The following is a 22,757-nucleotide window of genomic DNA, read 5'->3' on the forward strand; positions in this document are numbered from 1 at the left end:
GGGAGGGGATCCCCGTGAACACCGTGCCCCTGCTGTCCTCCACCGCCTCCGCGCTCTCCCGCCGCCGCCTGCTGGCGCTGTCCGCGCTCGCCGGCGGTGCCGCCCTGACGGCCTCGGCGTGCTCGGGCGGCTCGTCCGCCTCGAGCGACCCGAACACCTTCGAGTTCTGGTCCTTCACCGGCATCAACCAGAAGGACTCCGTCGAGGAGTACAAGCAGCTCGCCCCCGAGGTCACCGTCAAGCTCACCGAGGTCGGCAACGCGCAGGAGACCGCGCAGGGCCTGACCACCGCCCTGGCCGGCGGCAAGGTGCCCGACCTGGTGCTCATCCAGGCCGGTGACCTGCCGAAGTTCATGATGAACCCCGGCAACTTCGTCGACCTCACCACGCTCGGCGCCGACGAGATCCAGGACGACTACGTGGAGTGGGTGATGGCGCAGGCCACCGCCCAGTCCGGGGAGATCATCGGCATCCCCACCGACGTCGGCGGCATGGGCATCGCCTACCGCACCGACCTCATGGCCGCCGCCGGGCTCCCGACCAACAGGGACGAGGTGAGCGCGCTGTGGCCGACGTGGGAGGACTTCATCGCCACCGGCCAGCGCTACACCGAGGCGACCGGCAACGCGTTCATCGACAACGCCGCCACGACGGTCTTCCTGCAGGCCGTCTCGCAGGGTGAGGAGCAGTACTACTCCAGGGACGGCGAGGTGGTCTACGCCACCAACCCCGTCGTCCGCGAGTCCTTCGACCTGGGTCTGCAGGCCATCGCCGCCGGCATCACCGCGAAGCTGGAGAGCTTCACCGAGGGCTGGAACGCCGGCATGGCCAAGGGGGCGTTCGCCGCCCTCGCCGCCCCGTCGTGGATGCTCGGCTCCATCCGCTCCGCGGCTCCCGACACCGCGGGCAAGTGGGACATCGCCACGATCCCCGGCGGCAGCGGCAACTGGGGCGGCAGCTACCTGGCGATCCCGGCGCGCGCGGCCAACCCGCAGGCGGCGTGGGACTACATCACGACGATGCAGTCGCCCGAGCAGCAGCTGAAGCACTTCATCGACGCCGGGTCGCTGCCCACCACTCCCGTCAACTACGACAAGCCGGAGCTGGTGAACCACACCGACCCCTTCTTCAGCGACGCGCCCACGGGCAAGATCTTCACCCAGGCCGTCCTGGGGCTGGAGCCCTTCGTCAACGGCCAGTACAACACCGAGATCAGCACCGAACTGCTCAACGCGCTCAACGGCGTCGAGGGCGACGGCGCTCCCGCCGACGCCGCCTGGGACACCGCCGTGCAGAACATCGAGACGGCGATCGGCGCCTGATGAGCGCCACCCTGACGCCCGGGTCGCTGCGGCCGGCCAAGCCAACCACAGCGACCCGGCCGGTGGAGAAGCGCTGGGAGCGGCTGGCGCCCTACGGGTACGTGGCTCCGTTCTACGTGCTCTTCCTCGTCTTCGGCCTCTTCCCGCTGCTGTTCACCTTCTACGTCGCGCTGTTCGACTGGAACCCGATCGGCGACAAGACGTTCGTCGGGCTGCAGAACTTCCGCGCGCTCGGCGACGACCCGCGCTTCTGGAACGCGCTGCGCAACACCTTCAGCATCTGGATCATCTCGACCGTCCCGCAGCTGATCATCGCGCTGATCCTGGCGCAGGTCCTGAACAACGCCTTCCTGCGCCTGGCCAACTTCTTCCGCATGGCCATGCTGCTGCCCTACATCACCTCGGTGGCGGCGACGGCGATCGTGTTCGCCCAGCTGTTCAACCGCGACTACGGCCTGCTGAACTGGTTCCTGGAGCTGCTGGGCTTCGGCCACGTCGACTTCATGTCCTCGGCCGTGGGCAGTCACGTGCTCATCTCGGCCATGGTCATCTGGCGGTGGTTCGGCTACAACACCCTGTTGTACCTGGCGTCGCTGCAGGCCGTTCCGCGCGACCTGTACGAGGCGGCCGCGGTGGACGGCGCGGGTCCCGTCAAGCAGTTCTTCCACATCACCCTGCCGTCGCTGCGCCCGGTGATCATCTTCACCGTCATCATGTCCACCATCGGCGGCCTGCAGATCTTCACCGAGCCGCTGCTGCTGTCCAACGGCACCCTGACCTGCGGCACGGCGCGCCAGTGCCAGACCCTCTCGCTGTTCCTCTTCGAGCAGGGCTTCGGGTCGTTCAAGTTCGGCTACGGCTCGGCCGTCGGCGTCGCGCTGTTCGCCATCATCGTCGTCGTGGCGTTCATCAACTTCCTGCTCTCGAGCCGTCTGGGGAAGAAGGGCTGACCATGGCCACCACCACCGACTCCCGTCGGAGCAGCGACGCCCGGCCGGTCGCGACCGCCCGTGGCCGGCGCAGGGGCATCGTGCGCGTGCGCTGGTACACCTACGTGATCCTCGGACTGGCGGCTGCGGCGTGCATCTTCCCGGTCTACTGGATGTTCGTCGTCTCCTCCGTCGGCTCCGAGGCGGCCACCCAGCTGCCGCCGCGCGTGGTTCCCGGAGGCAACTTCCCCGACCTGCTGAGGCTCGTCTTCGAGACCGTGCCGTTCGTGCGGTCGCTCATCAACAGCTTCATCGTCGCGGCCCTCATCGCCGTGGGGCAGGCGTTCCTCTGCTCGCTCGCGGGCTTCGCCTTCGCGAAGATGACGTTCCGCGGACGCGACGTGCTCTTTCTGATCCTCGTGCTGACCATGACGGTCCCGGCCCAGCTCGCCGTCATCCCGCAGTACATGGTCATCTCCACCCTGGGGTGGGTGGACACCCTGCAGGCGCTCGTCGTGCCCGGTCTGGTCAGCGCGTTCGGCATCTTCTGGATGCGCCAGCACATCAGCGCCACCATCAGCGACGAGCTGCTGCAGGCGGCGCGCATGGACGGGGCGAACTCCTGGCAGATCTTCGCCCGCATCGCCTTCCCCGTCGTCCGGCCGGCGGCCGCGGTCCTCGGGCTGCTCGGCTTCGTCAACGCCTGGAACGACTTCCTGTGGCCCTTCATCGTCCTGAAGTCCCCGGACATGTACACCGCGCAGATCGCCATCAAGGCCCTGCAGAGCAACATCTCCGTCGACCTCGGCCTCGCCATGGCCGGTTCGTTCCTGGTCACCATCCCGCTGCTCGTCCTGTTCGCCTTCTTCGGCAAGCAGATGGTCTCCGGCATCATGGACGGTGCCTTCAAGGGGTGAGCCGGCGGTGCAGCCGACCCACCCCCCTCACCCTCCCCGTGCACCCCGAAGGACGGTCATGACCGACGACACCCCCGTGCTCGACGACACCCAGGTCGAGCACTTCCTGGACACCGGCTACGTGGTGGTCCCGGGCGCCTTCGACCCGGCCGCGGCTGCCGCGTGGGTCCAGCGCGGCTGGCAGCGCCTGGGCGTGGACCCGGACGACCCGGGCACCTGGGACCGCCCCCGGGTCCACCTGCCCTCCGAGGAGCACGTGGACGCTGCGGAGTTCGCCCCGCGCGCCTTCGCCGCGGCGTGCCAGCTGCTCGGCGGTGCCGAGCGGGTGGAGCTGCCCTGGCGGTGGGGCGACGGCTTCATCGCGAACCTCGGCGTCGGCGCGGACGAGCCGTTCCGCGAGCCGAGCGCCGCGGTGCCCGGCTGGCACAAGGACGGGGACTTCTTCCGGCACTTCCTGGACTCGCCCGAGCAGGGCCTGCTGACGATCGTGCTGTGGACGGACGTGCACAGCCGCGGCGGGGGCACCTTCGTGGCCACCGACTCCGTCGGCGTGGTGGCCCGGTTCCTGGCCGAGCACCCCGAGGGGGTGCTGCCCGAGCAGCTGCAGCAGACGCGGCTGATCGAGCGGTGCCGGCGGTTCACGGAGATCACCGGCCGGGCCGGGGACGTGGTGCTCATGCACCCGTACGTGCTGCACGCCACCTCGCAGAACGTGCTGCGCGCCCAGCGGCTGATCACCAACCCGCCGATCGCGCTGCGCGAGCCGCTGCGCTTCGACCGCGCCGACGCCGCCGAGCACTCCCCGGTGGAGCGGGCGGTGCTGCGCGGGCTCGGCGTGGAGCGCCACCCCTTCACGCCCACCGGGCCGCGCGAGGCCGTCGTGCCCGAGCGGCTGCGCCACCCGCACCAGGCGGAGCCCGCGGCCCGCTGAGCACCACACGGAGGGGTGTAGCGATACACCCCTCCGCGTGCTTCCCTTGCCCCCCTACCGCCGCACCGCCGCGGCACAGCGCAACGGAGCCCTCCATGACCGCCACCCCGGCCACCCGCCGCTCGTTCCTCGCCCTGGCCCTGGCCACCCCGCTGGCCGCCTCAGCCCTCGCCGCCTGCGGGTCCTCCGGCCCCGGGCAGGCCTCCAGCGGCGGGGCGACCATGTGGATCCTGACCGGGCAGCCCGGGGAGGGCATCCGCACCGACGCCGTCGACACCTTCAACGAGGCGAACGGCGACCAGGAGATCACCCTCACCGCCTTCCAGAACGACGCGTACAAGGCGAAGATCCGCACGGCCATCGGGGCGGACCAGGCGCCCACGATCCTGCCCACCTGGGGCGGGGGCGGCCTGCGCGACTACGTCAGCAACGGCAAGGTGGAGGACCTCACCCCGTTCTTCGAGGAGAACGCCGACCTGAAGGACAAGCTGTTCTCCAGCGCCTTCGCGGCGGCGACCGTCGACGGCAAGATCTACGCCGTCCCGTGCGAGGCGGTCACCCCGATCGTCTTCTACTACAACAAGAAGCTGTTCGACCAGGTGGGTGCTCAGCCGCCGGCCACCTGGGACGACCTCATGGCGCTGGTGCCCGTGTTCAAGGGAGCGGGCATCGCCCCGGTCTCCCTGGGCGGGCAGTCCCGGTGGACGAACATGATGTGGCTGGAGTACCTGTACGACCGCATCGGCGGGGCCGAGCTCTTCCAGGCCATCTACGACGGCGAAGCGGACGCGTGGTCGCGCCCGGAGTCGCTGGACGCCCTGACGAAGGTACAGGACCTGGTGCGCGCAGGGGGTTTCGTCGACGGCTTCGCCTCCATCGCCGCCGACTCCAACGCCGACCAGGCCCTGCTCTACACCGACAAGGCCGCCATGATGCTGCACGGCGCCTGGACGTACGGGTCCATGAAGGCCGACGGCGGCGACTTCGTCACCGGTGGCCAGCTGGGGTACGTGAACTTCCCCACCGTCACCGGCGGCAAGGGGGACCCGGCCGCGACGGTGGGCAACCCGTCCGGGTACTACGCGCTCTCCGCCACGGCCACCGACGAGGCGAAGGCGGCCGCGCAGGAGTTCCTCGCCGAGGGACTGGTGACCGACGCCACCACGGACGCCTGGATCGCCGCCGGCTCGGTGCCCATCGTCGTCGGCGCCGACAGCCGCTTCGGCGACTCCGAGGACGCCGAGTGGCTCCAGTTCGTCTACGACCTCGCGTCCGGCGCGCCGACGTTCCAGCAATCCTGGGACCAGGCGCTGTCGCCGACCGCCGCGGACGCGCTGCTGGAGAACATCGAGAAGCTGTTCACCCTCAGCGTCACCCCGCAGCAGTTCGCCGACGCGATGAACGCCACCACCGCTTCGTGACCACCCCCGCCCACCCCCTCGCGCCCTCGCCGCAGCCGGCGGCGGCGCGGGGGGCAGGCGTGCGGCGACTGGCCCCCGTCCCCCTCGGCGGGCACCGCGGTGAGGACACCGCCGTGACCACCTGCACCGGTGCCGGCGGCGAGCTGCTGCTGCGCAACGTCACCGTGCCCACGCTGACCCCCCACCTGCCCGACCCGGCGACGCGCACGGGAACCGGCGTCGTCATCGCCCCCGGCGGCGCCCTGCACGTCCTGGCCGCCGACCACGAGGGCGACCTGGTGGCGCAGCGGCTCGCCGAACGGGGGATCGCCGCGTTCGTGCTGCGCTACCGGCTCGTGCCCACCCCCATCGACGAAGCGGCTCTCGCCGCCGCGGTGCGGCGCCTCGGCGACCGCGCCACCTCGCGGAGGTGTCGCGGGAGCGGCGGCCGCACGCCCTGGCCGACGGCGGCGCCGCGCTGCGCCTGGTGCGCCGGAACGCCACCGCGTGGCAGGTGGACCCGGACCGGGTGGGTCTGCCCGGCTTCTCCGCCGGCGCGGTCTACCCGGCGTGGTGGGGCGCGGTGCGGGCGGCCCGCCGTCCCCCCGGGCCGCCCCGGGCGCCTCAGCGCTTGAGCGACCCCAGCAGCCCGGAGGCGACCTGCCCGGCCTTCTGCTGCTCACCCTGCTGCGCGCCCATGACGAGCAGCACCCCGGTCAGCACGGGGATGCTCCACTGCAGCACCTTGAGGCGCTTCTGCGCCTTCGCGATCTCCTGGGGGGTGCCCTGCGCCGGGTCGACGCCGGATTCGGCGGGGGCGTGGGAGTCCTTGCCGAGCTTGGCGCCCTGGGAGCCGGAGTAGGCGGTGACGCCCATCGCGGCCAGCGTGACGGCGGACTTCAGCACCGTGTTGCCGCGGGTGCCGGACTGGCCGACGACGCGCCCGCGGTTGCCGAGGATGAGCCCGATGCCGCCGATGCTGTGCACGGCGATCGCGGCGGCGTTGACCGGCGCCCACCGCGCCCAGCCGGCGGTGGCCACGTGCGTGCGGTCGCCCGGGTCGGAGACGGCGGCGGAGGCGCCGTTGAGGCCGACCGCGCCGAACAGCGAACCGCCGAACCACGCTGCGAGGCCGATGTCGTGCAGGGAGCGGATGACGGTCTGGCGTTCGGACACGAAGGCCTCCTCGGTGCTGGGTCCGCCCCTCGCGGACGCGAGGGGGTGAGGCGTCCACTGTGGCCCAGGACGGGGCGGCGCGCCCCCCGGCGCGGCAGCAGGCCCGGCGCCGGCGTGCGGGGGCGGGGCAGGGGCGTCCTGGCTACGGTGGTGCGGCCAGCCGACGACGGAGAGGACGCAGTCATGAGCACCGGACCCGACGGCGCACCGGTTCCCCGGGAGGCGCCCGCGCCCCCCGGCTCGGACCTGCCCGCGGTCGTCGACGAGATCCAGGAGCGCGTGGACGCGGAGGTGCGCCGGGTCGCCGCGCGCAGCCGCGAGGAGGACGGCACCTCCGCGCCGTCGGGTGACGTCGTGCCGGACGGCGCGGAGGGGGACCAGGACGGCGGCGGTGGTGCGCCGCTGTCCGAGCCGACCGACTGACCCCCTCGCCGGGGCTGCGGGGCGCGGGGGCCGCCGTCAGGCGCCCGCCGCCACCCGCGCCGCGTCGTAGGGGGCCAGGAACCCGCACATCCCCAGCGTCGTGGATTCCGGGCGCTCCAGCCGGGTCACGACACCGTCGGCGAGGTGGGCGTGCTCGCCCCGCTCGAGGGCGTCGATCTGCTCGCCCGTCCGGCGGGCCACTGCGGCCGCCCCGCGCTGCCAGCGCTCGCGGAACCGCCCGGTGCGCGGGCGCACCAGTGCCGCGGCGGCGGCGTGGAACTCCGCGAGCGCGGTGGTGTCACCGGCGCGGGTGCGCCGCAGGATCTCGGTGAAGCCCTCGACCGCGAGGTCGCGGCGCTCGCGCGCCCGCTGCGGCGACGGGACGCCGTCGGGACCGGCGAGGGACGCGGCCCGCCGGTAGGCCTCCTCGTCGCGCAGGTGTTCCGGCGGGAACGTCATGACCGCGTCGCCGGCCTCCGGCAGGCCGGAGTTCTGCATGACGACGACCACCTTGAGGTCCTCGACGTCCACCGCGCGGTGGATCGTGCCGGGCGTGAACCACACCACGTCCCCGGGGTTCAGCGGGTGCTCGGCGTACCCGGACGCCGTCAGGGTGTGCAGCTCGCCGCGGCCGCCGACGACGACGTACGCCTCCGTGCAGGTGGTGTGCAGGTGCGGGGAGCCGCCGTGCAGGTCGTCCGCGGTCTCCCACGGGTACACGTTCAGCTCGGACAGCCCGACCGCGCCGGGGAACTCCGGGACGCCCGCCGTCACCGGTCGGTGTCCAGGGCGTTCGCCGCGGCGACCGCCTCGATCTCCTCCCGGCCCCAGACCCGGTCGCCGACGACGACGCGGTGCCGCAGCCGCAGCGACTCGCCGTCGGCGAGGACGACCTCGTCGGAGAACGCGAACGACGGGGCGATCGCGGGGAACGGCTGGTGCCGCACGAACCAGTGCAGCGGCACCGACGGGTTCGAGGTGGTCGACGCCGACCCGGCCAGGACGAGCAGCGTGCCGCCGCCGTCCACCTCGTCGTGGGTGGCGGAGTACGCCAGCCACGGGCTGGAGGTGCCCATGGCGTCCTCGCCCTCGCGGTCCGGGGTGGTGATGGCGCCGCCGGTCCAGCCGCGCGGGCCGCGCCAGAAGAACCCGGTGTACCCGGCGGCGGGGCGCCCGTGCGTGGTGGGGCTGCCCAGTTCGAGGGGCTCACCGCGCGTGTTGGTGATCTCCGTGCTGAAGTCCAGGGTCCACGTGCCGCGGTCGGTGTCCACGGACCCGAAGGCGTGGGTGCGGACCTCGCGCGCCCACTCCTGCCCGGTGGAGGCGATCCACGTCAGCCGCTCGGTGAACGTCACGGCGTCCGCGGTGGCCTCCACGGCGTCGAAGGCGTCGTGCCGCATCCGCCCGACGTTGTCGAGGGGGACGTAGCCCTGCCCGTGCACGTAGGTTCCGCCGCCCCAGAAGTTCTGCCCCGACACGTGCGAGGCGGTCATCTGCAGGCCCTTGTGCCAGCGGTGGTCGTTCGGGCGGTAGGCGGTGACGACCGCGCCGTCGAGGGTGCGCAGCGGGTGCAGGTACGGCTTGCGGGACTCGTTCGCGGCGAAGTCGCCGTCGTGGACGTAGGTGGCGATGTCCACGTCGCCGGCGCGCACGACGAGGCGCCCGGGCGTCGTGTCGTCCAGCGCGAGCGCCGTCGCCGCGGTGGTGGTGCTCATCGGGGGTGGGGTCCTCTCAGGCAGTGGCAGGGGTTCAGCGGGCGCTGGGAATCCGGGCCCAGGGGGCGCCCGTGCCGTCCATGCGGGCGGCGAACGGGTCCTCGGCGTCGATCTCACCGCGTCGCACCGGGGCGCCTCCGGTGAAGGCGGAGCGGTAGATCGCGGCGACCAGTTCGAGGGTGTCGCGGGCGCCCGCCAGCGGCACCGGGGGCACCTCGCCGGCGTCGAGCGCGTCGAGGACGGCGCGGAACTGCGCCTCGTGGCCGCTGCGCACCCCCTGCGGTTCGCGCGCCCACGCGGTGGCGGCGGCCTCCTCGTGGCCGGGAGCGGCGGTGACGGTGAAGTCGTCGTCGCCGTAGCCGTACAGGTGGTGCACCTCCACGGTGGCCAGTTCCAGGTCGAAGCGCAGGATCGTCGTCTCGCGCGGGGAGACGACGGAGTTCACCACGCTGGCCAGCGCCCCGGACGCGAAGCGCACGGTGGCGACGGAGACCTCCTCGGTGCTCGTGGGCCGCGAACCCTGCGAGGCCATCGCGCTGACCTCCTCCCACGGCCCCAGCACCGACAGCAGCACGTCCATCTGGTGGATGCCGTGGCCCATGGTGGGCCCGCCGCCCTCGACCTCGAAGGTGCCGCGCCAGGGGACCTGGAAGTACTCGTCGGGGCGGTACCACTGGGTCAGGCAGGTGGCGACGAGGGGACGGCCCAGGGTGCCGTCGGCGACGATCGAGCTGAGCCGGCGGATCCCGGAACCGAACCGGTGCTGGGAGACCACCGCCACGGAACCCGTCGAGGCCGCCTCGGCGGCCAGGAGCCGGTCGGTCTCCGCCAGGGACAGGGCGATGGGCTTCTCCACCACGACGCTCGCCCCGGCGGCCAGGGCCTGCTCGGCCACGGGCACGTGCGCGCTCGGCGGGGTGCACACGTGCACCAGGTCCACGCGGGTGTCGGCCAGGACGTCGGCCAGGTCGGTGGCGGCGCGCGGCACGCCCCACTGCTCGGCGAACGCCTGCGCGCGCCCGGCGTCCACGTCGACCGCGGCCACGAGGCGCACCCGGTCCCCCAGCGCGGTCAGGGCGCGGGCGTGGGCGGCGGCGATGCCGCCGGTGCCCACGACGGCGACGGTGCGGGGGGACGGGGTGCTCGTCACGGGGACTGCCTCCAGGGCGGTGCGGGGTGGGGGTGGGGGTGGGTCTCAGGCTGAGGCCACGTTGGCCTGCAGCTCCGCGACCATGGCCTCGGCGGCCGCCTGCGGTGTCTGCGCGCCGAACAGCACCTCGGAGCCGTAGCGGTTGACGAGGTCCTGGACGGTGCTGGCGCCGGGGGGTGCGGCAGGCGGTGCGGGCACGACGACGTCCTCGAGGGACTCCACGTACTCCGCCGACTGCGCGTCGGACGGCTGCAGCAGCGGGGTGATCCGCTCGCGCAGCTCGGGGTCGCTGGGGATGCCGCGCTCGGTGAGGAGGATCTCCGCCGCCTCGGGGGAGTTGGAGAGCCAGTCCACGAGGGTCGCCGCGGCCTCGGGGTTCTCGGAGCGCGAGGAGATGGACCAGAACATGGACGCCTTGTAGAAGAGGCCCGGAGAGCCGCCCGCCTCCTGCAGCGGCGGCCGGAGCAGCACCATCTCCTGGCCGGCGGCGGAGGACAGCGCGGTGACCTGGTTCGCCCACCACACGGCCATGGCCGCGGTGTTGGTGGCGGTGCCGGACTGGCTGAGCCCGGCCGCCTGCCGCTCGACCGCGAGGGTCGCCGGGGCGGCCGCACCGGACTGGATGGTGTCCAGGTTGTACTGCCACCAGGAGGCGACGTGCGCGGGGTCGAGGGTGACCTCGGTGCCGTCGCCGTAGAACTCGCCGCCGAGCTGGGAGACCCACAGCTGCAGGCTGGCCTCGTCCAGGCCCATGGTCTGCCAGCCGCGCACGTCCGGCTGCCCGCTCTGCGAGATGCGCAGGGCGATGTCGGCCGCCTCCTGCCACGTCCAGGTGGTGTCGTCCGGCAGCGGCACGCCGGCCGCCTCGAAGATCGCGGGGTTGGCGACGATGACGTGCGCGTTGACGCCGACGGGGACGGCGAACAGCCCGTCGTCGGTGCGGCCGGTGTCCAGGGTCTCCGACGGGATGCCGCTGGTGTCGATGTCGGTGTCGGCGAGGTCCAGCAGGGCACCGCGATCGGCGTAGGAGCGCAGCTGCAGGACGTCCATCTGGATGACGTCCGGGGCGTCGTTGGCGGCGACGTTCGTGGCGAGGCGGTCCCAGTAGCCGGACCACTCGGTGAACTCGCCCTGGACGGCGATGTCGGGGTGCTCCGCCTGGAACGCCTCGATGGCGCGGTTGGTGATCTCGTGGCGGGCGTCCGAGCCCCACCAGGTGAAGCGCAGGGAGGCGCTGCCGTCGGCGGTCTCGGAGCCGCCGCCGCAGGCCGCCAGGCCCGCCGTGAGCGCTGTGCCGGTGAGGCCGGCGCCGAACGCGCGGCGGGTCAGGGGGCGGCGGAACGCGGTCGATGTGCCCGGCGTCGTCGACGGAGTCATCGTCTCTCCTCAGGGGTCGTGGTGGTTCGCGGGGACGGGGGTCAGGCGGACTCGATCTGGCCCGTCAGGTCGTCGACGAAGGCCTGCGCGGCGGCGTCGGGCGACTGGCGGCCGAACAGCACGTCGGAGCCGATGCGGGTCATGATCTCACCGGAGGACGATCCGCCGACCGGGGGGATCGGCGGGGCCGGGTTGACGACGTCCTCGATGGAGTTCACGTACTCCAGCGCCGCCCGGTCGGTGTCGGAGAGCTTGTCGACGATGCGCTCGCGGAAGGCGGGGTTCGCCGGGATGCCGCGCTCGGTGAGCATGAGGTCGGCGACCGCGTCGGCGGTGGAGAGGTAGTTGATGAACCGGACGGCGGCCTCGGGGTGCTCCGTGCGCGAGGACACAGCCCAGTACATGGAGGCCTTGTAGTACAGGCCCGGGTCGCCTCCGGGGCTCTGGGCGGGCGGGCGCAGCAGGACGAGGGGCTGCCCGGACGCCTTGGCCAGGGCGGTGAGCTGGGTGGACCACCACGGCGCGAAGGCGACGGTGTTGGTCGCGGTGCCGGACTGGTCCAGCGCGGAGGAGGTGGGGTTGCGCTCGATCGTCAGGGTGACGGGGGTGCCGGCGCCGGAGGCGGCCAGGCCGAGGTGGTACTCCCAGAAGGAGGCGAGGGTGTCCGGGTTCAGGCCCACGCCGCCGTCCTCGGTGAACAGGGTCTCGCCCATCTGCATGGCCCAGTTCTCCATGGGCGGGCCCTGCACGCCCTCGGTCTGGATGCCGTAGACGTCCGGCAGGCCGGCGTCGGTGACGGCCTTGCCCAGGCGCGCGTACTCCTCCCACGTCCAGGTCTTGTCGTCCGGCAGCGGCACGCCGGCGGCCTCGAGGATCTGCGTGTTGGTCACGATCGCGTGCGGCACGACGCCCTGCACGATCGCGTACAGACCGCCGTCGGACTCCCCGAGGGCGAGGTCGCCGTCGGAGATGCCGCCGGTGTCGAGGCCGTCCTCCTTCGACAGGTCCAGCAGCGCGCCGCGGTCCGCGTAGGACTTCAGGTAGGCGGCGTCCATCTGGATGATGTCGGGCGAGTCGTTGGCCGCGGTGGTGGTGGCCAGGCGGTCCCAGTAGCCGGACCACTCGGTGAACTCGCCCTCGACCACGACGTCGGGGTTCTCGGCGTTGAAGGCCTTGATGATCTCCTGCGTGTACTCGTGACGGGCGTCGGAGCCCCACCAGGTGAAGCGCAGGTGGGCGGGGCCGGAGTCGCCGCCGCCGGAGCCGCCGCCGCAGGCGGTGAGGCCGGCCGTGGCGGCGGCGCTCGCGGCGAGGCCGCCGAAGGTGCGCCGGGAGACGGTGCGGGGGCGCTGTCCGGAGTCGCGCACGGGAGCCGTCCTTCCGCCGGGCGTCGCTGCCCGGCACGTCGAGAGGGGTGGGGGCGAGGCTACTTGCCGCCGGTGGTGGCGATGCCCTTGATGAGGAACTTCTGGCCGAAGAGGAAGGCCAGGAAGATGGGGGCCAGGGACACCACGCTCATCGCGAACAGCGAGCCCCAGGAGGACTCGGAGGTCGCGTCGATGAAGGAGCTCAGGGCGACCGGGACCGTGTACATGTCCGGGGAAGTCAAGAAGATCAGCTGGCTGAAGAAGTCGTTCCAGGTCCAGATGAACGTGAAGATCGCCGTGGTGGCCAGGGCGGGGACCATGAGCGGCAGGATGATCCGCCCGAAGATGCGGAAGTGGCCGCAGCCGTCGATGCGCGCCGCCTCGTCCAGCTCGCGCGGGATGCCGCGGATGAACTGGACCATGAGGAAGATGAAGAAGGCGTCCGTGGCGAGGATCTTCGGCACGACCAGGGGCAGGAAGGTGTTCAGCCACTCCAGCTGCGAGTAGAGGATGTACTGCGGGACGATCACCACGTGGATCGGCAGCATGATCGTCATGAGCATGACGGCGAACAGCGTCTTCTTGGCCAGGAACTCCATGCGGGCGAACGCGTAGGCGGCCAGCGAGCAGGAGACGAGGTTGCCCAGGATGCAGCCGATCGCGATGATCGCCGAGTTGACCATGTAGTGGCCGAACGGTGACGCCAGCGCGCTCCAGCCGTCGGAGTAGTTCTGCGGCTGCGGGTCGGAGACCCACAGGCCGGAGGCTTGGAAGATCTGGTCCTGCGAGCGCAGCGAGCCGGCGATCATCCACAGCACCGGGTAGAGCATGACGAACGCCGTGAGGATCAGGGCGGCGTGCTTCAACCCGGAGCGGAAGCGGCTCGGCCACGGGGCCTCGTCGCGCCCCCCGGGGGCGGGGACGGCGGCAGGGGCCTTGGCGCCGCGGCGGGTGGAGGACAGCTCAGTCGTCATAGAACACCCACATCTTCGACGCGTAGAAGTTGATGGCGGTGAAGACCCCGATGATGATCACGAGGAACCAGGCGAGGGCGGATGCGTAGCCCATGTCGAAGTTCTGGAAGCCGCGCTGGTACAGGTACAGCGTGTAGAACATCGTCGAGTCGCTCGGGCCGCCGGTGCCGCCGGAGACGACGAACGCCTGCGTGAACGACTGGAACGCGTGGATCAGCTGCAGGACCAGGTTGAAGAAGATGATGGGGGTCAGCAGCGGCAGGGTGATGGAGCGGAACTGCCGCCAGCGACCGGCGCCCTCGGTGGAGGCGGCCTCGTAGTACATGCGGGGGATCTGCCGCAGGCCGGCGAGGAAGATCACCATGGGGGCGCCGAACGTCCACACGTTGAGGATGATGATGGTGCCCAGCGCGGTGGAGGGGTCGGAGATCCACCCGCGGCCGTCGATGCCGACGAGCGCGAGGACCTGGTTGACCAGGCCCTGGGTGCCGAAGATCTGCCGCCACAGCACCGCGATCGCCACCGAGGAGCCCAGCAGGGAGGGCAGGTAGTAGATCGAGCGGTAGATGGGCAGCCCGCGCAGCCCGCGGTCCAGCAGCACGGCCAGCGCCAGCGCCAGCGCCAGCTGCAGCGGCACGGAGATGAAGACGTAGAGGAACGTCACCTTCAGCGAGTTGTGCAGCCGCTCGTCCGTGAGCATCCGCTGGAAGTTCTCCAGGCCGGCCCACTCCGGCGGCTGGATGAGGTTGTAGTCGGTGAACGACAGGTACAGCGAGGCGAGCATCGGGCCGATCGTGATGACGAACAGCCCGGCGAACCAGGGGAGCAGGAAGAGGTAGGCGACCTTCGTGTCGCGCTTGTCCGTGCTCTGCTGGCCCTTGAGCGTGCGCAGCTCCCCGAGCGCGCTCATCGGAGCCACCTCGCTTGGCCGCGGGCTCGAACGTGGTCCATGGTCTCTCCAGTCGTCATCGACCGTACGAGGGATAGCGCTTACCTCCGGGACGATAGCAAGCCGCCCCGCCCGGTGGAAGGGATGTCGCCGGTGCGTCGCGGCTGGCTGCCCCACCGGGCGGGGTGGGAGGCTGGCGGCGTGTCGACGCGAGACGAGATGCCGGGCCTGGACGAGCTGCGCGAGACGGGCGAGCGGGCCCTGCGCGGCCTGCGCGGGCCCCTGGAGGAGTGGTTGCGCGAGCGCGCCGTCGTGGACGAGGAGGTCGGCGCCGACGGCGTCGTCGACGCGCTCGCGGCCTCCCTCGGCGGCCTGGTGGCCCTGCGCCCACCGGCGCGCGAACCCGTCGTCACGCGCTTCTCGCCGGAGGAGGTGGAGGCGCTGACCGGCCGGGTGCTGCCCGCGCTGGCGCGCAGCACCGGGTCGCCGGAGCCGGAGGAGGTGGAGGCGGACCTGCGGGCGGTCTGGTACCAGTTCCTCGCCTTCCTCGCCGAGACCGGCCGCTGGAGCGGTCCGGCCGGTCACCTGGAGACGTGCCTGCTCATCCTCGGCCCCGAGGAGGTCGACCTGGTGCAGGTGCTGCAGGAGGCCGCCGAGGGCGTCGGGGCCGAGGAGGAGGACGCGGCCGTCCTGGGCTCCTTCCCCGTGCGCGTCGCGAGCGCCGTGCTGGCCCACGTCGGCGAGGGCGTCGCCGTGCCCGACGACGAGGAGCTCGCGCCCGGGGACGTCGCGGCGCTGCTGAGCGCCCTGGAGCGGGAGGCGCCCGGCCCCGGGGCCCCGCACCTGGAGGACGTGCCGTGGTTGCGGCAGGTCGTCCTGGCGATGCTGGACCTGGAGCTGCTGGACGGCGAGGACGAGACCGCCCTGGCGCCCGGGCCCGAGGCGGGCGCCTGGCTGGGGGCGGACCCGGAGGCGCGCGAGCTGCGCCGCGAGCTGGTGGGCCGCTTCCTCCTGGACGACCCCGCGACCCTCGACGGCGGTTTCTCCGTCGCCGAGGCCGTGCTGCCGACGGTGCTGGCGGCCGCGGTGGCCGGCGACCCCCTGGACGAGGCGGCGCTGACCGAGCTCGTCGAGGAGGGGGCCGACCTCGGGCCGGCCGCCGCCGCAGCCGTGGGGGAGGTGCACGAGCGCCTGGCGGACCTGGCGTCCTTCGGCCTCGTCAGCGACCGCGCGCCCTGGACCGTGGAGCGCGGGTACTGGCCGGCGCTCGCCGCCGCGGTCGCCGCGGAGGAGGACGCCCCGGGCGGGCTGCTCGGCGGGGAGGACGAACCGCTGTGGTTCGACTCGGTCGCCGACACCCTCGGCCTGGGTGACGCGCAGAAGCAGCAGATCCGCGACATCCTCGGCGGCCGCTGACCCCCTCGGCCCCCGGGCGACCCCCGGCCGGGGCGGGCGCGCACCGCTTGACCGGCCGGGGTCGGGGATGTTCCACTCCAGGCGTTCCGGAACTGTTCCGGAAAGGATCACGAGCACCGTCGCCCACTGGATCCACCCCGAGGGGAACCCCCGCATGACTCAGCGCTGCCTGCGCGCCGGAGCCGTCGTCTCCGGTCTGCTCGCCGGGCTCACGCTGGCGGCCGTGCCGCCCGCGTCCGCCGCCGCCACCAGCACCGCGAGCACCACCGCCGCCACGGCCACCCCCACCCTGACCTCCACCTTCGACACCGGCCGGGACGGCTGGGGCCCGCGCGGCGGCGCGACGGTCGAGCAGGTCCCCGGCGCCGGCCGGGACGGCAGCGGCGCGCTGCGCGTGACGAACCGCACCCAGGGCTGGCACGGCGCCACCGTCGACGTCACGCCGAACCTGGCCGTCGGGCAGGCGGTCGCCGTCTCGTTCTGGGCCAAGCTGACCCCCGGGCAGGAACCGGCGTCGCTGAACGCCTCGGTGCAGCTCACCGCCGGCGGCTCGGACTCCTACTACGGCGTCGCCGGTGCCAGCGCCACGGTCGACGCCGACACCTGGACGCAGCTGAGGGGCACCTACACCCCCGGCACGGCAGCGACCCGCGCGCAGCTGTACGTCGAGGGCACCGCGGGCGTCAGCTTCCTGATCGACGACGTCCGCGTGGCCCCCTTCGCCGAGACGCCCCTCCAGGACGTGCCCGCCCTGAAGGACGTCCTCGGCGCGCAGGGCTTCGAGCACGTCGGCGTGGCCGTCGACCAGCGCGAGACCGCCGGTCGCGCCTCGCAGCTCGTGCAGAAGCACTTCAACGCGATCACCCCGGAGAACGACGGCAAGCCCGAGGCCGTCCAGCCCACCGAGGGCACCTTCGACTTCACCCGCCTCGACGCGCTGCTCGACTTCGCGGACCGCACCGGCACCCAGGTGTACGGGCACGTGTTCGTGTGGCACTCGCAGACCCCCGCGTGGTTCTTCCTCGACGGCACCCGGCCGCTGACGAGCTCGCCGGAGGACCAGGCGATCCTGCGCGGTCGCATGCAGGCGCACATCAAGGGCATCGCCGACCACCTGAAGGCGCGCTACCCCGACGGGAAGCACCCCATCTGGGCGTGGGACGTCGTCAACGAGGTGGTGGCCGACGGCGACAACGCCAACCCGCACGACATGCGCGACAGCCGCTGGTTCCAGGTGCTCGGCGAGCAGTTCGTCGACGACGCCTTCCGCTTCGCGGACCGGTACTTCCCGCAGCAGGAGCTGTTCATCAACGACTACAACTCCGAGATGCCGGAGAAGCGCGCCGACTACGTCGAGCTCGTCGGCTCGCTCATCGACCGGGGCGTGCCGATCGACGGCGTCGGGCACCAGGTGCACGTCGACTTCGGCCGCCCCGTGCAGTGGCTGGGCGACTCCCTCACGGCCTTCGAGCGCCTCAGCGCCCAGAAGGGGAAGCCGCTGCTGCAGGTCATCACCGAACTGGACGTCAGCACCTCGAAGCAGGTCGTCTCCGCCGACGTCGGCGGCGGCGGCACCCCCGCGCGCGCCACCGAGGACGACGCGGCCGCCGCCGCGGAGAACGGGTACTACTACCGCGACCTGTTCGACGTCCTGGAGGAGCACTCCGGCTCCATCGAGTCGGTGACCTTCTGGGGCATCAGCAACGCCCGCACCTGGCTGCGCACCTGGCCGATCGCCCGCCCCTGGGAGCAGCCGCTGCCCTTCGACGACGACCTGCAGGTCACCCCCGCCTACTGGGGCATCGTCGACCCCTCGAAGCTGCCGGAGCGCCCCGGGGACTTCCTCGCCCCGCGCATCGCGGCGAAGGACCCGGTGCGGGTGGCCTCCACCAGCCCGGCCGGCGCACGGGTGGACTACGCGCCGCCGGTGGCCGGCGACACCCGTGACGGGGTGCTCACCCCCGACTGCGCGCCCGCGTCCGGCACGTGGTTCGCCATCGGCACCACGACGGTGACCTGCTCGGTGTCCGACGCCGCCGGGAACGCGGCCACGCCGGTCTCCTTCGACGTGGTCGTCACCCCGCCGCCCACCACGACGGAGCTGTACCAGCAGGTGAACAACGGCCCCGTGGTGCGGGCCAACGCGAAGCAGACCGTCCAGGTCGTCGTCCAGCTCGGCAACCTCGGTTCCGGCAAGCTGCTGGGCAGCTCCTTCTCGTACAGCTGCACTCCCGTCGGAGACGCGCCGTTCGCGCTCGAGCTCGCCCCCGGGTCGGCGCGGCAGGTGAGCAACCGCGACTACGGCGCGGGCCAGAACGCGAACCTCACCCTGCGGGCGCGGCCCACCGCGACCGGCACCGCGACGTTCGACTGCACCGTGTCGATGACCGACGCGTTCGGCGCCCCCGTCAGCGCCACGACCCGCGTCACCATCGACGTGCGGCGCTGAACCGCACCACCGGGTGACCGGCGTCCGCGGGACGCCGGCCGGCGGGGCCCGGACCGCACGGCGGTCCGGGCCCCGCGCCCCGTCGTGCCCGCACCCGCCGCGCCGGGTGCCGCACCGACGGCGACGAGTTCGTGACAGCGGGCTCCGGGGTTGGTAGAACTGGCGCGTCGCACCCGGGCTCCGGGGCCGCGGCGCGCACCGTCCGCCACCGCGTCCACCGGAGGGACCATGGTCACGACCGTCGACGGCACCCAGCGCACCGGTGGGGCCGACGCCGCGGACGTCCCGGCGCAGGCCGCCCGCCTGCTCGAGCTCGCCCAGCGCACCGCCGACGCGGCGCTCGCCGACGCCCGGCAGCGAGCCGAGGCGATCGTCGCGGAGGCGGAGGAGCGGGCCCGCGCCACCGAGGAGAAGGCCCGCGAGGCCGCCCTCGCCCTGCACGTGGAGAGCCGCCGCCGGCAGGAGGAGGCCGAGCGGGCGATCGCCGAGATCGAGCGCACCCGCGCCGCCGCGCGCGAGCAGGCCCGCGAGCTCGCCGGCCGGCTGCTGGCGCTCGCCGAGGGGGACCCCGGCGCCGCGCCGGCGGCCGGCGCGGGAAGCTCCACCGTGAACCCCACCGAGGACACCGCCGAGGGCTCCGACGACCCCCGGGCCGTGGACGGCGCGGCGGCCGGCGCCCGGCCCGCCCCGGCCGCGGGCTGAGCGGGCCGGACGGGCCCCGTGGACGTCGCGGCCATGCGGGCCAGCTTCGCCAAGGCGGCCGCCGCCGGCGACGAGGCCCCGCTGTACTTCTACTCGCACCTGTTCCTGCGGCACCCCGAGACGCGGCCGATGTTCCCCGTCTCGATGGCCCACCAGCGCGACAAGCTGTTCAGCGCCCTGGGGCAGGTGGTGGCGCTCGTCGACGACCTCGACGCGCTGGTGCCCGTCCTGCAGGGGCTCGGGCGCGACCACCGCAAGTTCGGCACGCTCGCCGCCCACTACCCGGCCGTCGGCGCCAGCCTGCTGGCCACGCTGCGGCACTTCGACGACGCGTGGGACGAGGCCCTCGAACGCGATTGGGCCGCCGCCTACGACCTCGTCGCTCGGGTCATGGTGGAGGCCGCGGACGCCGCGGCCGACCAGCCCGCGTGGTGGGACGCCAAGGTCGTCGAGCACGAGCGCCGGTCCGTCGACGTGAGCGTGCTGCGGGTGCAGCCGCACGCGCCCCTGCCCGTGCGCGCCGGCCAGGCGATCTCGGTGGAGACGGAACTGCGCCCGCGCCTGTGGCGGTACTACTGCCCGGCGGGCGTGCGCGACCCCGACGGCGCGCTGGAGCTGCACGTCCAGGCCCACGCCGGTGGGCCGGTGAGCTCCGCGCTGGCCCTGCACGTGGGCGTGGGGGATCTGCTGCGGCTGGGGCCGGCGGTGGGGGAGCCGGCCCTGCTGCCGGGCTCGGACCGCGACCTGCTCGTGGTGGCCGCCGGTGCGGGTCTCGCGCCCGCGAAGGCGCTGGTCGCCGAGGTCGCCGCCGGGCCCCCCGGCCGCCGGGTCCACCTGTTCGCCGGCGCCCACGACGACGCGGGGCTGTACGACCTGCCGGACCTGCGCCGGCTGGAGTCCGAGCACCCCTGGCTGACGGTGACGCCCGTCGTCTCCGACGGGGGCCGCTCCACCCACCCGGTCGGCGACCTGCCGGAGGTGGTGCTGCAGCACGGCCCGTGGAACGCCCGCGACGCCCACGTGGCGGGGGACCGCCGCGACGTCGAGCGCACGGTCGAGCTGCTGACCGCCCAGGGCCTGCCGCGCGAGCGCGTGCGCGCGCAGGTGTTCGCCCCGAGCCGTTCGGGGCCCGACGTCGGAGGGAAGGTGTCGCGGTGAGCGACCAGGGAACCCCGCGCAGCACGCCGGCGGGCGCCGCACCGGCCGCCGCGGACGACGCGGCGCGCGGCGCCGATCTCAGCGCCGATCTCAGCGCCGACTTCGCCGTCGCCCCGCTGCTGCAGCGCGGCTACGACCGCGGCGAGGTGGACGCCTTCCTGGCCCGCGTGCGCAGCGAGGTGGGCAGGCTGGCCGCCGAGAGGACCGCCCTGCGCGAGGAGGTCCAGGCGTTGCGCCGCAGCGCGGTGGCAGCTGGTGGGGCGCCCTCCCCGCCCGACCCCACGGACCAGGCGGTGGGCATCCTCGCCGCCGCCCAGCAGACGGCCGACCAGTACGTCGCCGACGCCGAGAGCTTCAGCAGGATGCTGGCCACCCAGGCGCGCGAGCAGTACGAGAACCTCCTGCAGCAGGCCCGCGACGAGGCCGACGAGATCGTGCGGCGCGCCGCCGGCCGGGCCGGCGGCGAGCAGGGCGCACCGCTCGACCCGGAGGGTGTGGTCCCCGCGGCCGGGACCGCCGCCCCCGCGGACGGGCTGACGCCGGAGCAGGTGCAGGAGCAGGTCGTCTACCTGCAGGCGTTCGGGCGCGCCTGCCGCGCGCAGCTGCGCGCCTACCTGGAGGGCCTGCTGGAGGACGTCGAGGCGCAGTGGGGCAGGGCCGACCCCGCGGCCCTGCCCGAGGGTGTCCTGACCCGCCGGGACGGCGGCGACCACGACGGCGCACCCGCGGACGTGCCGCCGCCGGGGCGGGGTGGTGCGCGAGCAGCCGACGGCGGGCCGGCCGTCGTGGACCTCACCGGCGACGGGGCCGTGCCGACCCGCCGCTGAGAGCGCGGCCCCACCCCGGGACCCGGGAGCCCCGGTGGTCCGGCGGTCGCGTCAGGGCGTGAGGACCACCTTGCCGCGGCGCCCGCGCTCCTCGGCGGCGCGGTGGGCGTCGGCGGCGGCCTCCAGCGGGAACGTCCGCTCCACCCGGGTGCGCAGCCGCCCGGCCGCGACCTCGCCGACGAGCCGCTCCAGCAGGGGCAGGTCCAGGTCGACGAGCATCACCTCCTGGACGATCCCCGCCCCGGCGGGCGCGTCGGCCACGGGCCGGGTGCTGACCACCTTCCCGCCGCGCGCCACGGCCGGGAACAGCGCCTCACCCACGGGGACGGCGTCCACGACGGCGGAGAACTCCCCGACCCCGGAGTAGTCGGTGTCCCGGGGCAGCACGACGTGCGCGCCGATGCCTCGCACCCACTCCTCGTCGCCGGTGCCGGCCACGGCCGTGACGCGGTGCCCCGCCCGCACGGCCAGCTGCACGGCGTACCCGCCCACGGCGCCGCTGGCGCCGGTCACCAGCACCTGCGAGCCCGGGCGCACCGGGAGCCGGTCGAGCAGCTGCGCGGCGGTCAGCGCGTTCAGCGGGACCGTGGCGGCGTCCACGGCGCCCAGGCCCTCGGGGCGCGGCAGCACCCACTCCTGCGGGACGGCGATCCGCTCCGCGTAGGCACCGACGCGGCCGTGCACCGCGTACCAGGGGACCATCCCGACCACCGCCCGGCCCGGCGCGAACCGGTCCACGCCCTCGCCCACCGCGTGCACCGTCCCGGCGAAGTCCCAGCCCAGCACGTACGGGGGAGACGCGGAGTCCCCGACGGTCATGCCCTGCCGGGCTGCCAGGTCGGTGGGGTTCACCCCCGCGGCCTCCACCGCGACGACCACCTCACCGGTTCCCGCCACGGGCTCGGGCCGTTCCACCACCCGCAGGACCTCGGGACCACCGGGTTCGCTCACCTCGACGACGCGCACGCCCCCTGCCTACGCGCTCGCGGGTCCGCCCGCACCCCGAGCCGGCGAGAGCGCTCAGCCGGCGGGCTCGCGGCGCGCCTCCACCGCCACGAGCCCCAGCACCACGATCCCCGCGCCGGGCAGCGCCAGGGGCGGCAGCATCCAGGCCAGCACCCCGACGAAGGCGACGGCGGACGCGAGCAGGGCCGAACCCGCCGGGTCGGCCGCGCAGGTGCGGGCGGCGGTGCGCACCAGGCGCGGCCAGGACGCCCCCGGTCGCCAGGACCCGGCGGCTCGCACCGCGACGACCAGGACACCGACCGCCAGCACGGCCGTGGCCACCAGCAGCACGTCGCCGCCGGGCAGCGGGCCGCCGGCGAGCACGGCGTTGAACCCCAGCAGGAGCAGGGCGGCGACCAGGGCGGCCGAGACGCCCCAGGAGCCGCGCAGCGCGGCCCGCGCCGTGCGCAGCAGGACGCGCACGCCGCTGCTCTCGCCGTTCCGGTGGCGGCGCAGGTGCTCCGCGCCGCCGGCGACCGCCGGCAGGGCGGTCACCAGCGGTGCCGCGAGCACCCCCACGACGACACCCGTCAGGAGCGTCTCCGCGAATAGCTCGAAGGAGTCCCGCGTGCTCGCGGACCCGGTGGTGCCGCTGCGCGCGGCGCCGGGGCGTCCCGGCCTGCGGTCCAC

Annotated in this window: 22 protein-coding genes; 12 read left to right on the plus strand and 10 right to left on the minus strand. The window is 73.8% G+C overall.

Going from position 1 to position 22,757, the window contains the following annotated elements; all coding sequences use genetic code 11:
* The first annotated feature begins 14 nt into the window (after positions 1–14).
* The 6 genes from V9U69_RS03280 to V9U69_RS03305 all read left to right on the plus strand — a co-directional run bounded on the left by V9U69_RS03280 (position 15) and on the right by V9U69_RS03305 (position 6,134).
* Positions 15–1,322 carry an ABC transporter substrate-binding protein gene (locus tag V9U69_RS03280; protein ID WP_337059868.1) on the plus strand — a complete coding sequence of 436 codons (1,308 nt, stop codon included), beginning with the start codon at positions 15–17 and terminating at the stop codon, positions 1,320–1,322.
* Positions 1,322–2,272 (plus strand): carbohydrate ABC transporter permease, encoded by a 951-nt coding sequence (locus tag V9U69_RS03285; RefSeq protein WP_337059869.1) that lies wholly within the window; start codon positions 1,322–1,324, stop codon positions 2,270–2,272. The genes V9U69_RS03280 and V9U69_RS03285 overlap by 1 nt, the downstream gene beginning before the upstream one ends.
* A 2-nt stretch (positions 2,273–2,274) precedes the next feature.
* A complete protein-coding gene (locus V9U69_RS03290) occupies positions 2,275–3,168 on the plus strand; it encodes a carbohydrate ABC transporter permease (RefSeq protein WP_337059870.1) in 894 nt (297 codons plus the stop codon).
* Between the two features lie 58 nt (positions 3,169–3,226).
* Positions 3,227–4,099, plus strand: a complete 873-nt coding sequence (locus tag V9U69_RS03295) for a phytanoyl-CoA dioxygenase family protein (RefSeq protein ID WP_337059871.1) — start codon at positions 3,227–3,229, stop codon at positions 4,097–4,099.
* Positions 4,100–4,194: 95 nt separating this feature from the next.
* Positions 4,195–5,520, plus strand: coding sequence for an extracellular solute-binding protein (locus V9U69_RS03300; RefSeq protein ID WP_337059872.1), 1,326 nt, complete (start codon positions 4,195–4,197; stop codon positions 5,518–5,520).
* Positions 5,521–5,633: 113 nt separating this feature from the next.
* Complete coding sequence (locus tag V9U69_RS03305) at positions 5,634–6,134, plus strand: hypothetical protein (protein WP_337059873.1); 501 nt, start codon at positions 5,634–5,636, stop codon at positions 6,132–6,134.
* On the opposite strand, the gene V9U69_RS03310 is transcribed toward V9U69_RS03305, so the two are convergent.
* On the minus strand, positions 6,124–6,675 hold the full coding sequence (locus tag V9U69_RS03310; protein ID WP_337059874.1) for a hypothetical protein: 552 nt from the start codon (positions 6,673–6,675) through the stop codon (positions 6,124–6,126). The genes V9U69_RS03305 and V9U69_RS03310 overlap by 11 nt on opposite strands.
* A gap of 183 nt (positions 6,676–6,858) precedes the next feature.
* On the opposite strand from V9U69_RS03310, the gene V9U69_RS03315 reads away from it, so the two are divergent.
* A complete protein-coding gene (locus tag V9U69_RS03315; RefSeq protein WP_337059875.1) occupies positions 6,859–7,098 on the plus strand; it encodes a hypothetical protein in 240 nt (79 codons plus the stop codon).
* A gap of 36 nt (positions 7,099–7,134) precedes the next feature.
* Here the strand turns inward: V9U69_RS03315 and V9U69_RS03320 are convergent, their stop codons facing one another.
* The 7 genes from V9U69_RS03320 to V9U69_RS03350 are packed head-to-tail and all read right to left on the minus strand — an operon-like array spanning position 7,135 to position 14,591.
* Complete coding sequence (locus V9U69_RS03320; protein WP_337059876.1) at positions 7,135–7,872, minus strand: cupin domain-containing protein; 738 nt, start codon at positions 7,870–7,872, stop codon at positions 7,135–7,137.
* The gene (locus V9U69_RS03325; RefSeq protein WP_337059877.1) at positions 7,869–8,813 is read right to left on the minus strand and encodes a PmoA family protein; all 945 of its coding nucleotides are present in this window, start codon (positions 8,811–8,813) and stop codon (positions 7,869–7,871) included. The genes V9U69_RS03320 and V9U69_RS03325 overlap by 4 nt, the downstream gene beginning before the upstream one ends.
* A 34-nt stretch (positions 8,814–8,847) precedes the next feature.
* A complete protein-coding gene (locus V9U69_RS03330) occupies positions 8,848–9,963 on the minus strand; it encodes a Gfo/Idh/MocA family protein (protein WP_337059878.1) in 1,116 nt (371 codons plus the stop codon).
* 45 nt (positions 9,964–10,008) lie between these two features.
* A complete protein-coding gene (locus V9U69_RS03335; protein ID WP_337059879.1) occupies positions 10,009–11,340 on the minus strand; it encodes an ABC transporter substrate-binding protein in 1,332 nt (443 codons plus the stop codon).
* A gap of 41 nt (positions 11,341–11,381) precedes the next feature.
* On the minus strand, positions 11,382–12,707 hold the full coding sequence (locus V9U69_RS03340) for an ABC transporter substrate-binding protein (protein WP_337059880.1): 1,326 nt from the start codon (positions 12,705–12,707) through the stop codon (positions 11,382–11,384).
* Between the two features lie 59 nt (positions 12,708–12,766).
* Positions 12,767–13,681 (minus strand): carbohydrate ABC transporter permease, encoded by a 915-nt coding sequence (locus V9U69_RS03345; protein ID WP_337059881.1) that lies wholly within the window; start codon positions 13,679–13,681, stop codon positions 12,767–12,769.
* The gene (locus V9U69_RS03350) at positions 13,671–14,591 is read right to left on the minus strand and encodes a carbohydrate ABC transporter permease (protein ID WP_337059882.1); all 921 of its coding nucleotides are present in this window, start codon (positions 14,589–14,591) and stop codon (positions 13,671–13,673) included. Before V9U69_RS03350 ends, V9U69_RS03345 begins: the two co-directional genes overlap by 11 nt.
* A 180-nt stretch (positions 14,592–14,771) precedes the next feature.
* Here V9U69_RS03350 and V9U69_RS03355 point away from each other — a divergent pair, with 180 nt between their 5' ends.
* The 5 genes from V9U69_RS03355 (at position 14,772) to V9U69_RS03375 (ending at position 21,122) form a co-directional block, all read left to right on the plus strand.
* The gene (locus V9U69_RS03355) at positions 14,772–15,986 is read left to right on the plus strand and encodes a hypothetical protein (protein WP_337059883.1); all 1,215 of its coding nucleotides are present in this window, start codon (positions 14,772–14,774) and stop codon (positions 15,984–15,986) included.
* A gap of 154 nt (positions 15,987–16,140) precedes the next feature.
* Positions 16,141–18,435, plus strand: a complete 2,295-nt coding sequence (locus tag V9U69_RS03360) for an endo-1,4-beta-xylanase (protein WP_337059884.1) — start codon at positions 16,141–16,143, stop codon at positions 18,433–18,435.
* A gap of 228 nt (positions 18,436–18,663) precedes the next feature.
* Positions 18,664–19,137, plus strand: coding sequence for a hypothetical protein (locus V9U69_RS03365; RefSeq protein WP_337059885.1), 474 nt, complete (start codon positions 18,664–18,666; stop codon positions 19,135–19,137).
* 18 nt (positions 19,138–19,155) lie between these two features.
* On the plus strand, positions 19,156–20,295 hold the full coding sequence (locus tag V9U69_RS03370; RefSeq protein ID WP_337059886.1) for a globin domain-containing protein: 1,140 nt from the start codon (positions 19,156–19,158) through the stop codon (positions 20,293–20,295).
* Positions 20,292–21,122: a DivIVA domain-containing protein gene (locus V9U69_RS03375; RefSeq protein ID WP_337059887.1), complete on the plus strand. Its 831-nt coding sequence runs from the start codon at positions 20,292–20,294 to the stop codon at positions 21,120–21,122. Before V9U69_RS03370 ends, V9U69_RS03375 begins: the two co-directional genes overlap by 4 nt.
* Before the next feature lie 51 nt (positions 21,123–21,173).
* Here the strand turns inward: V9U69_RS03375 and V9U69_RS03380 are convergent, their stop codons facing one another.
* Positions 21,174–22,088 (minus strand): NADP-dependent oxidoreductase, encoded by a 915-nt coding sequence (locus V9U69_RS03380; RefSeq protein ID WP_337059888.1) that lies wholly within the window; start codon positions 22,086–22,088, stop codon positions 21,174–21,176.
* Positions 22,089–22,142: 54 nt separating this feature from the next.
* The gene (locus tag V9U69_RS03385; protein WP_337059889.1) at positions 22,143–22,757 is read right to left on the minus strand and encodes a hypothetical protein; all 615 of its coding nucleotides are present in this window, start codon (positions 22,755–22,757) and stop codon (positions 22,143–22,145) included.

The organism is Kineococcus sp. G2, assembly GCF_037154035.1.
In the GTDB taxonomy this organism is placed as follows: domain Bacteria; phylum Actinomycetota; class Actinomycetes; order Actinomycetales; family Kineococcaceae; genus Kineococcus.

What these genes read in the sequence shown, in the direction of transcription:
- V9U69_RS03285 (WP_337059869.1), top strand. Translation starts at nt 1,322, where the DNA reads ATGAGCGCCACCCTGACGCCCGGGTCGCTGCGGCCGGCCAAGCCAACC.
- V9U69_RS03290 (WP_337059870.1), top strand. Translation starts at nt 2,275, where the DNA reads ATGGCCACCACCACCGACTCCCGTCGGAGCAGCGACGCCCGGCCGGTC.
- V9U69_RS03295 (WP_337059871.1), top strand. Translation starts at nt 3,227, where the DNA reads ATGACCGACGACACCCCCGTGCTCGACGACACCCAGGTCGAGCACTTC.
- V9U69_RS03300 (WP_337059872.1), top strand. Translation starts at nt 4,195, where the DNA reads ATGACCGCCACCCCGGCCACCCGCCGCTCGTTCCTCGCCCTGGCCCTG.
- V9U69_RS03315 (WP_337059875.1), top strand. Translation starts at nt 6,859, where the DNA reads ATGAGCACCGGACCCGACGGCGCACCGGTTCCCCGGGAGGCGCCCGCG.
- V9U69_RS03325 (WP_337059877.1), bottom strand. Translation starts at nt 8,813, where the DNA reads ATGAGCACCACCACCGCGGCGACGGCGCTCGCGCTGGACGACACGACG.
- V9U69_RS03335 (WP_337059879.1), bottom strand. Translation starts at nt 11,340, where the DNA reads ATGACTCCGTCGACGACGCCGGGCACATCGACCGCGTTCCGCCGCCCC.
- V9U69_RS03345 (WP_337059881.1), bottom strand. Translation starts at nt 13,681, where the DNA reads ATGACGACTGAGCTGTCCTCCACCCGCCGCGGCGCCAAGGCCCCTGCC.
- V9U69_RS03350 (WP_337059882.1), bottom strand. Translation starts at nt 14,591, where the DNA reads ATGAGCGCGCTCGGGGAGCTGCGCACGCTCAAGGGCCAGCAGAGCACG.
- V9U69_RS03360 (WP_337059884.1), top strand. Translation starts at nt 16,141, where the DNA reads ATGACTCAGCGCTGCCTGCGCGCCGGAGCCGTCGTCTCCGGTCTGCTC.
- V9U69_RS03365 (WP_337059885.1), top strand. Translation starts at nt 18,664, where the DNA reads ATGGTCACGACCGTCGACGGCACCCAGCGCACCGGTGGGGCCGACGCC.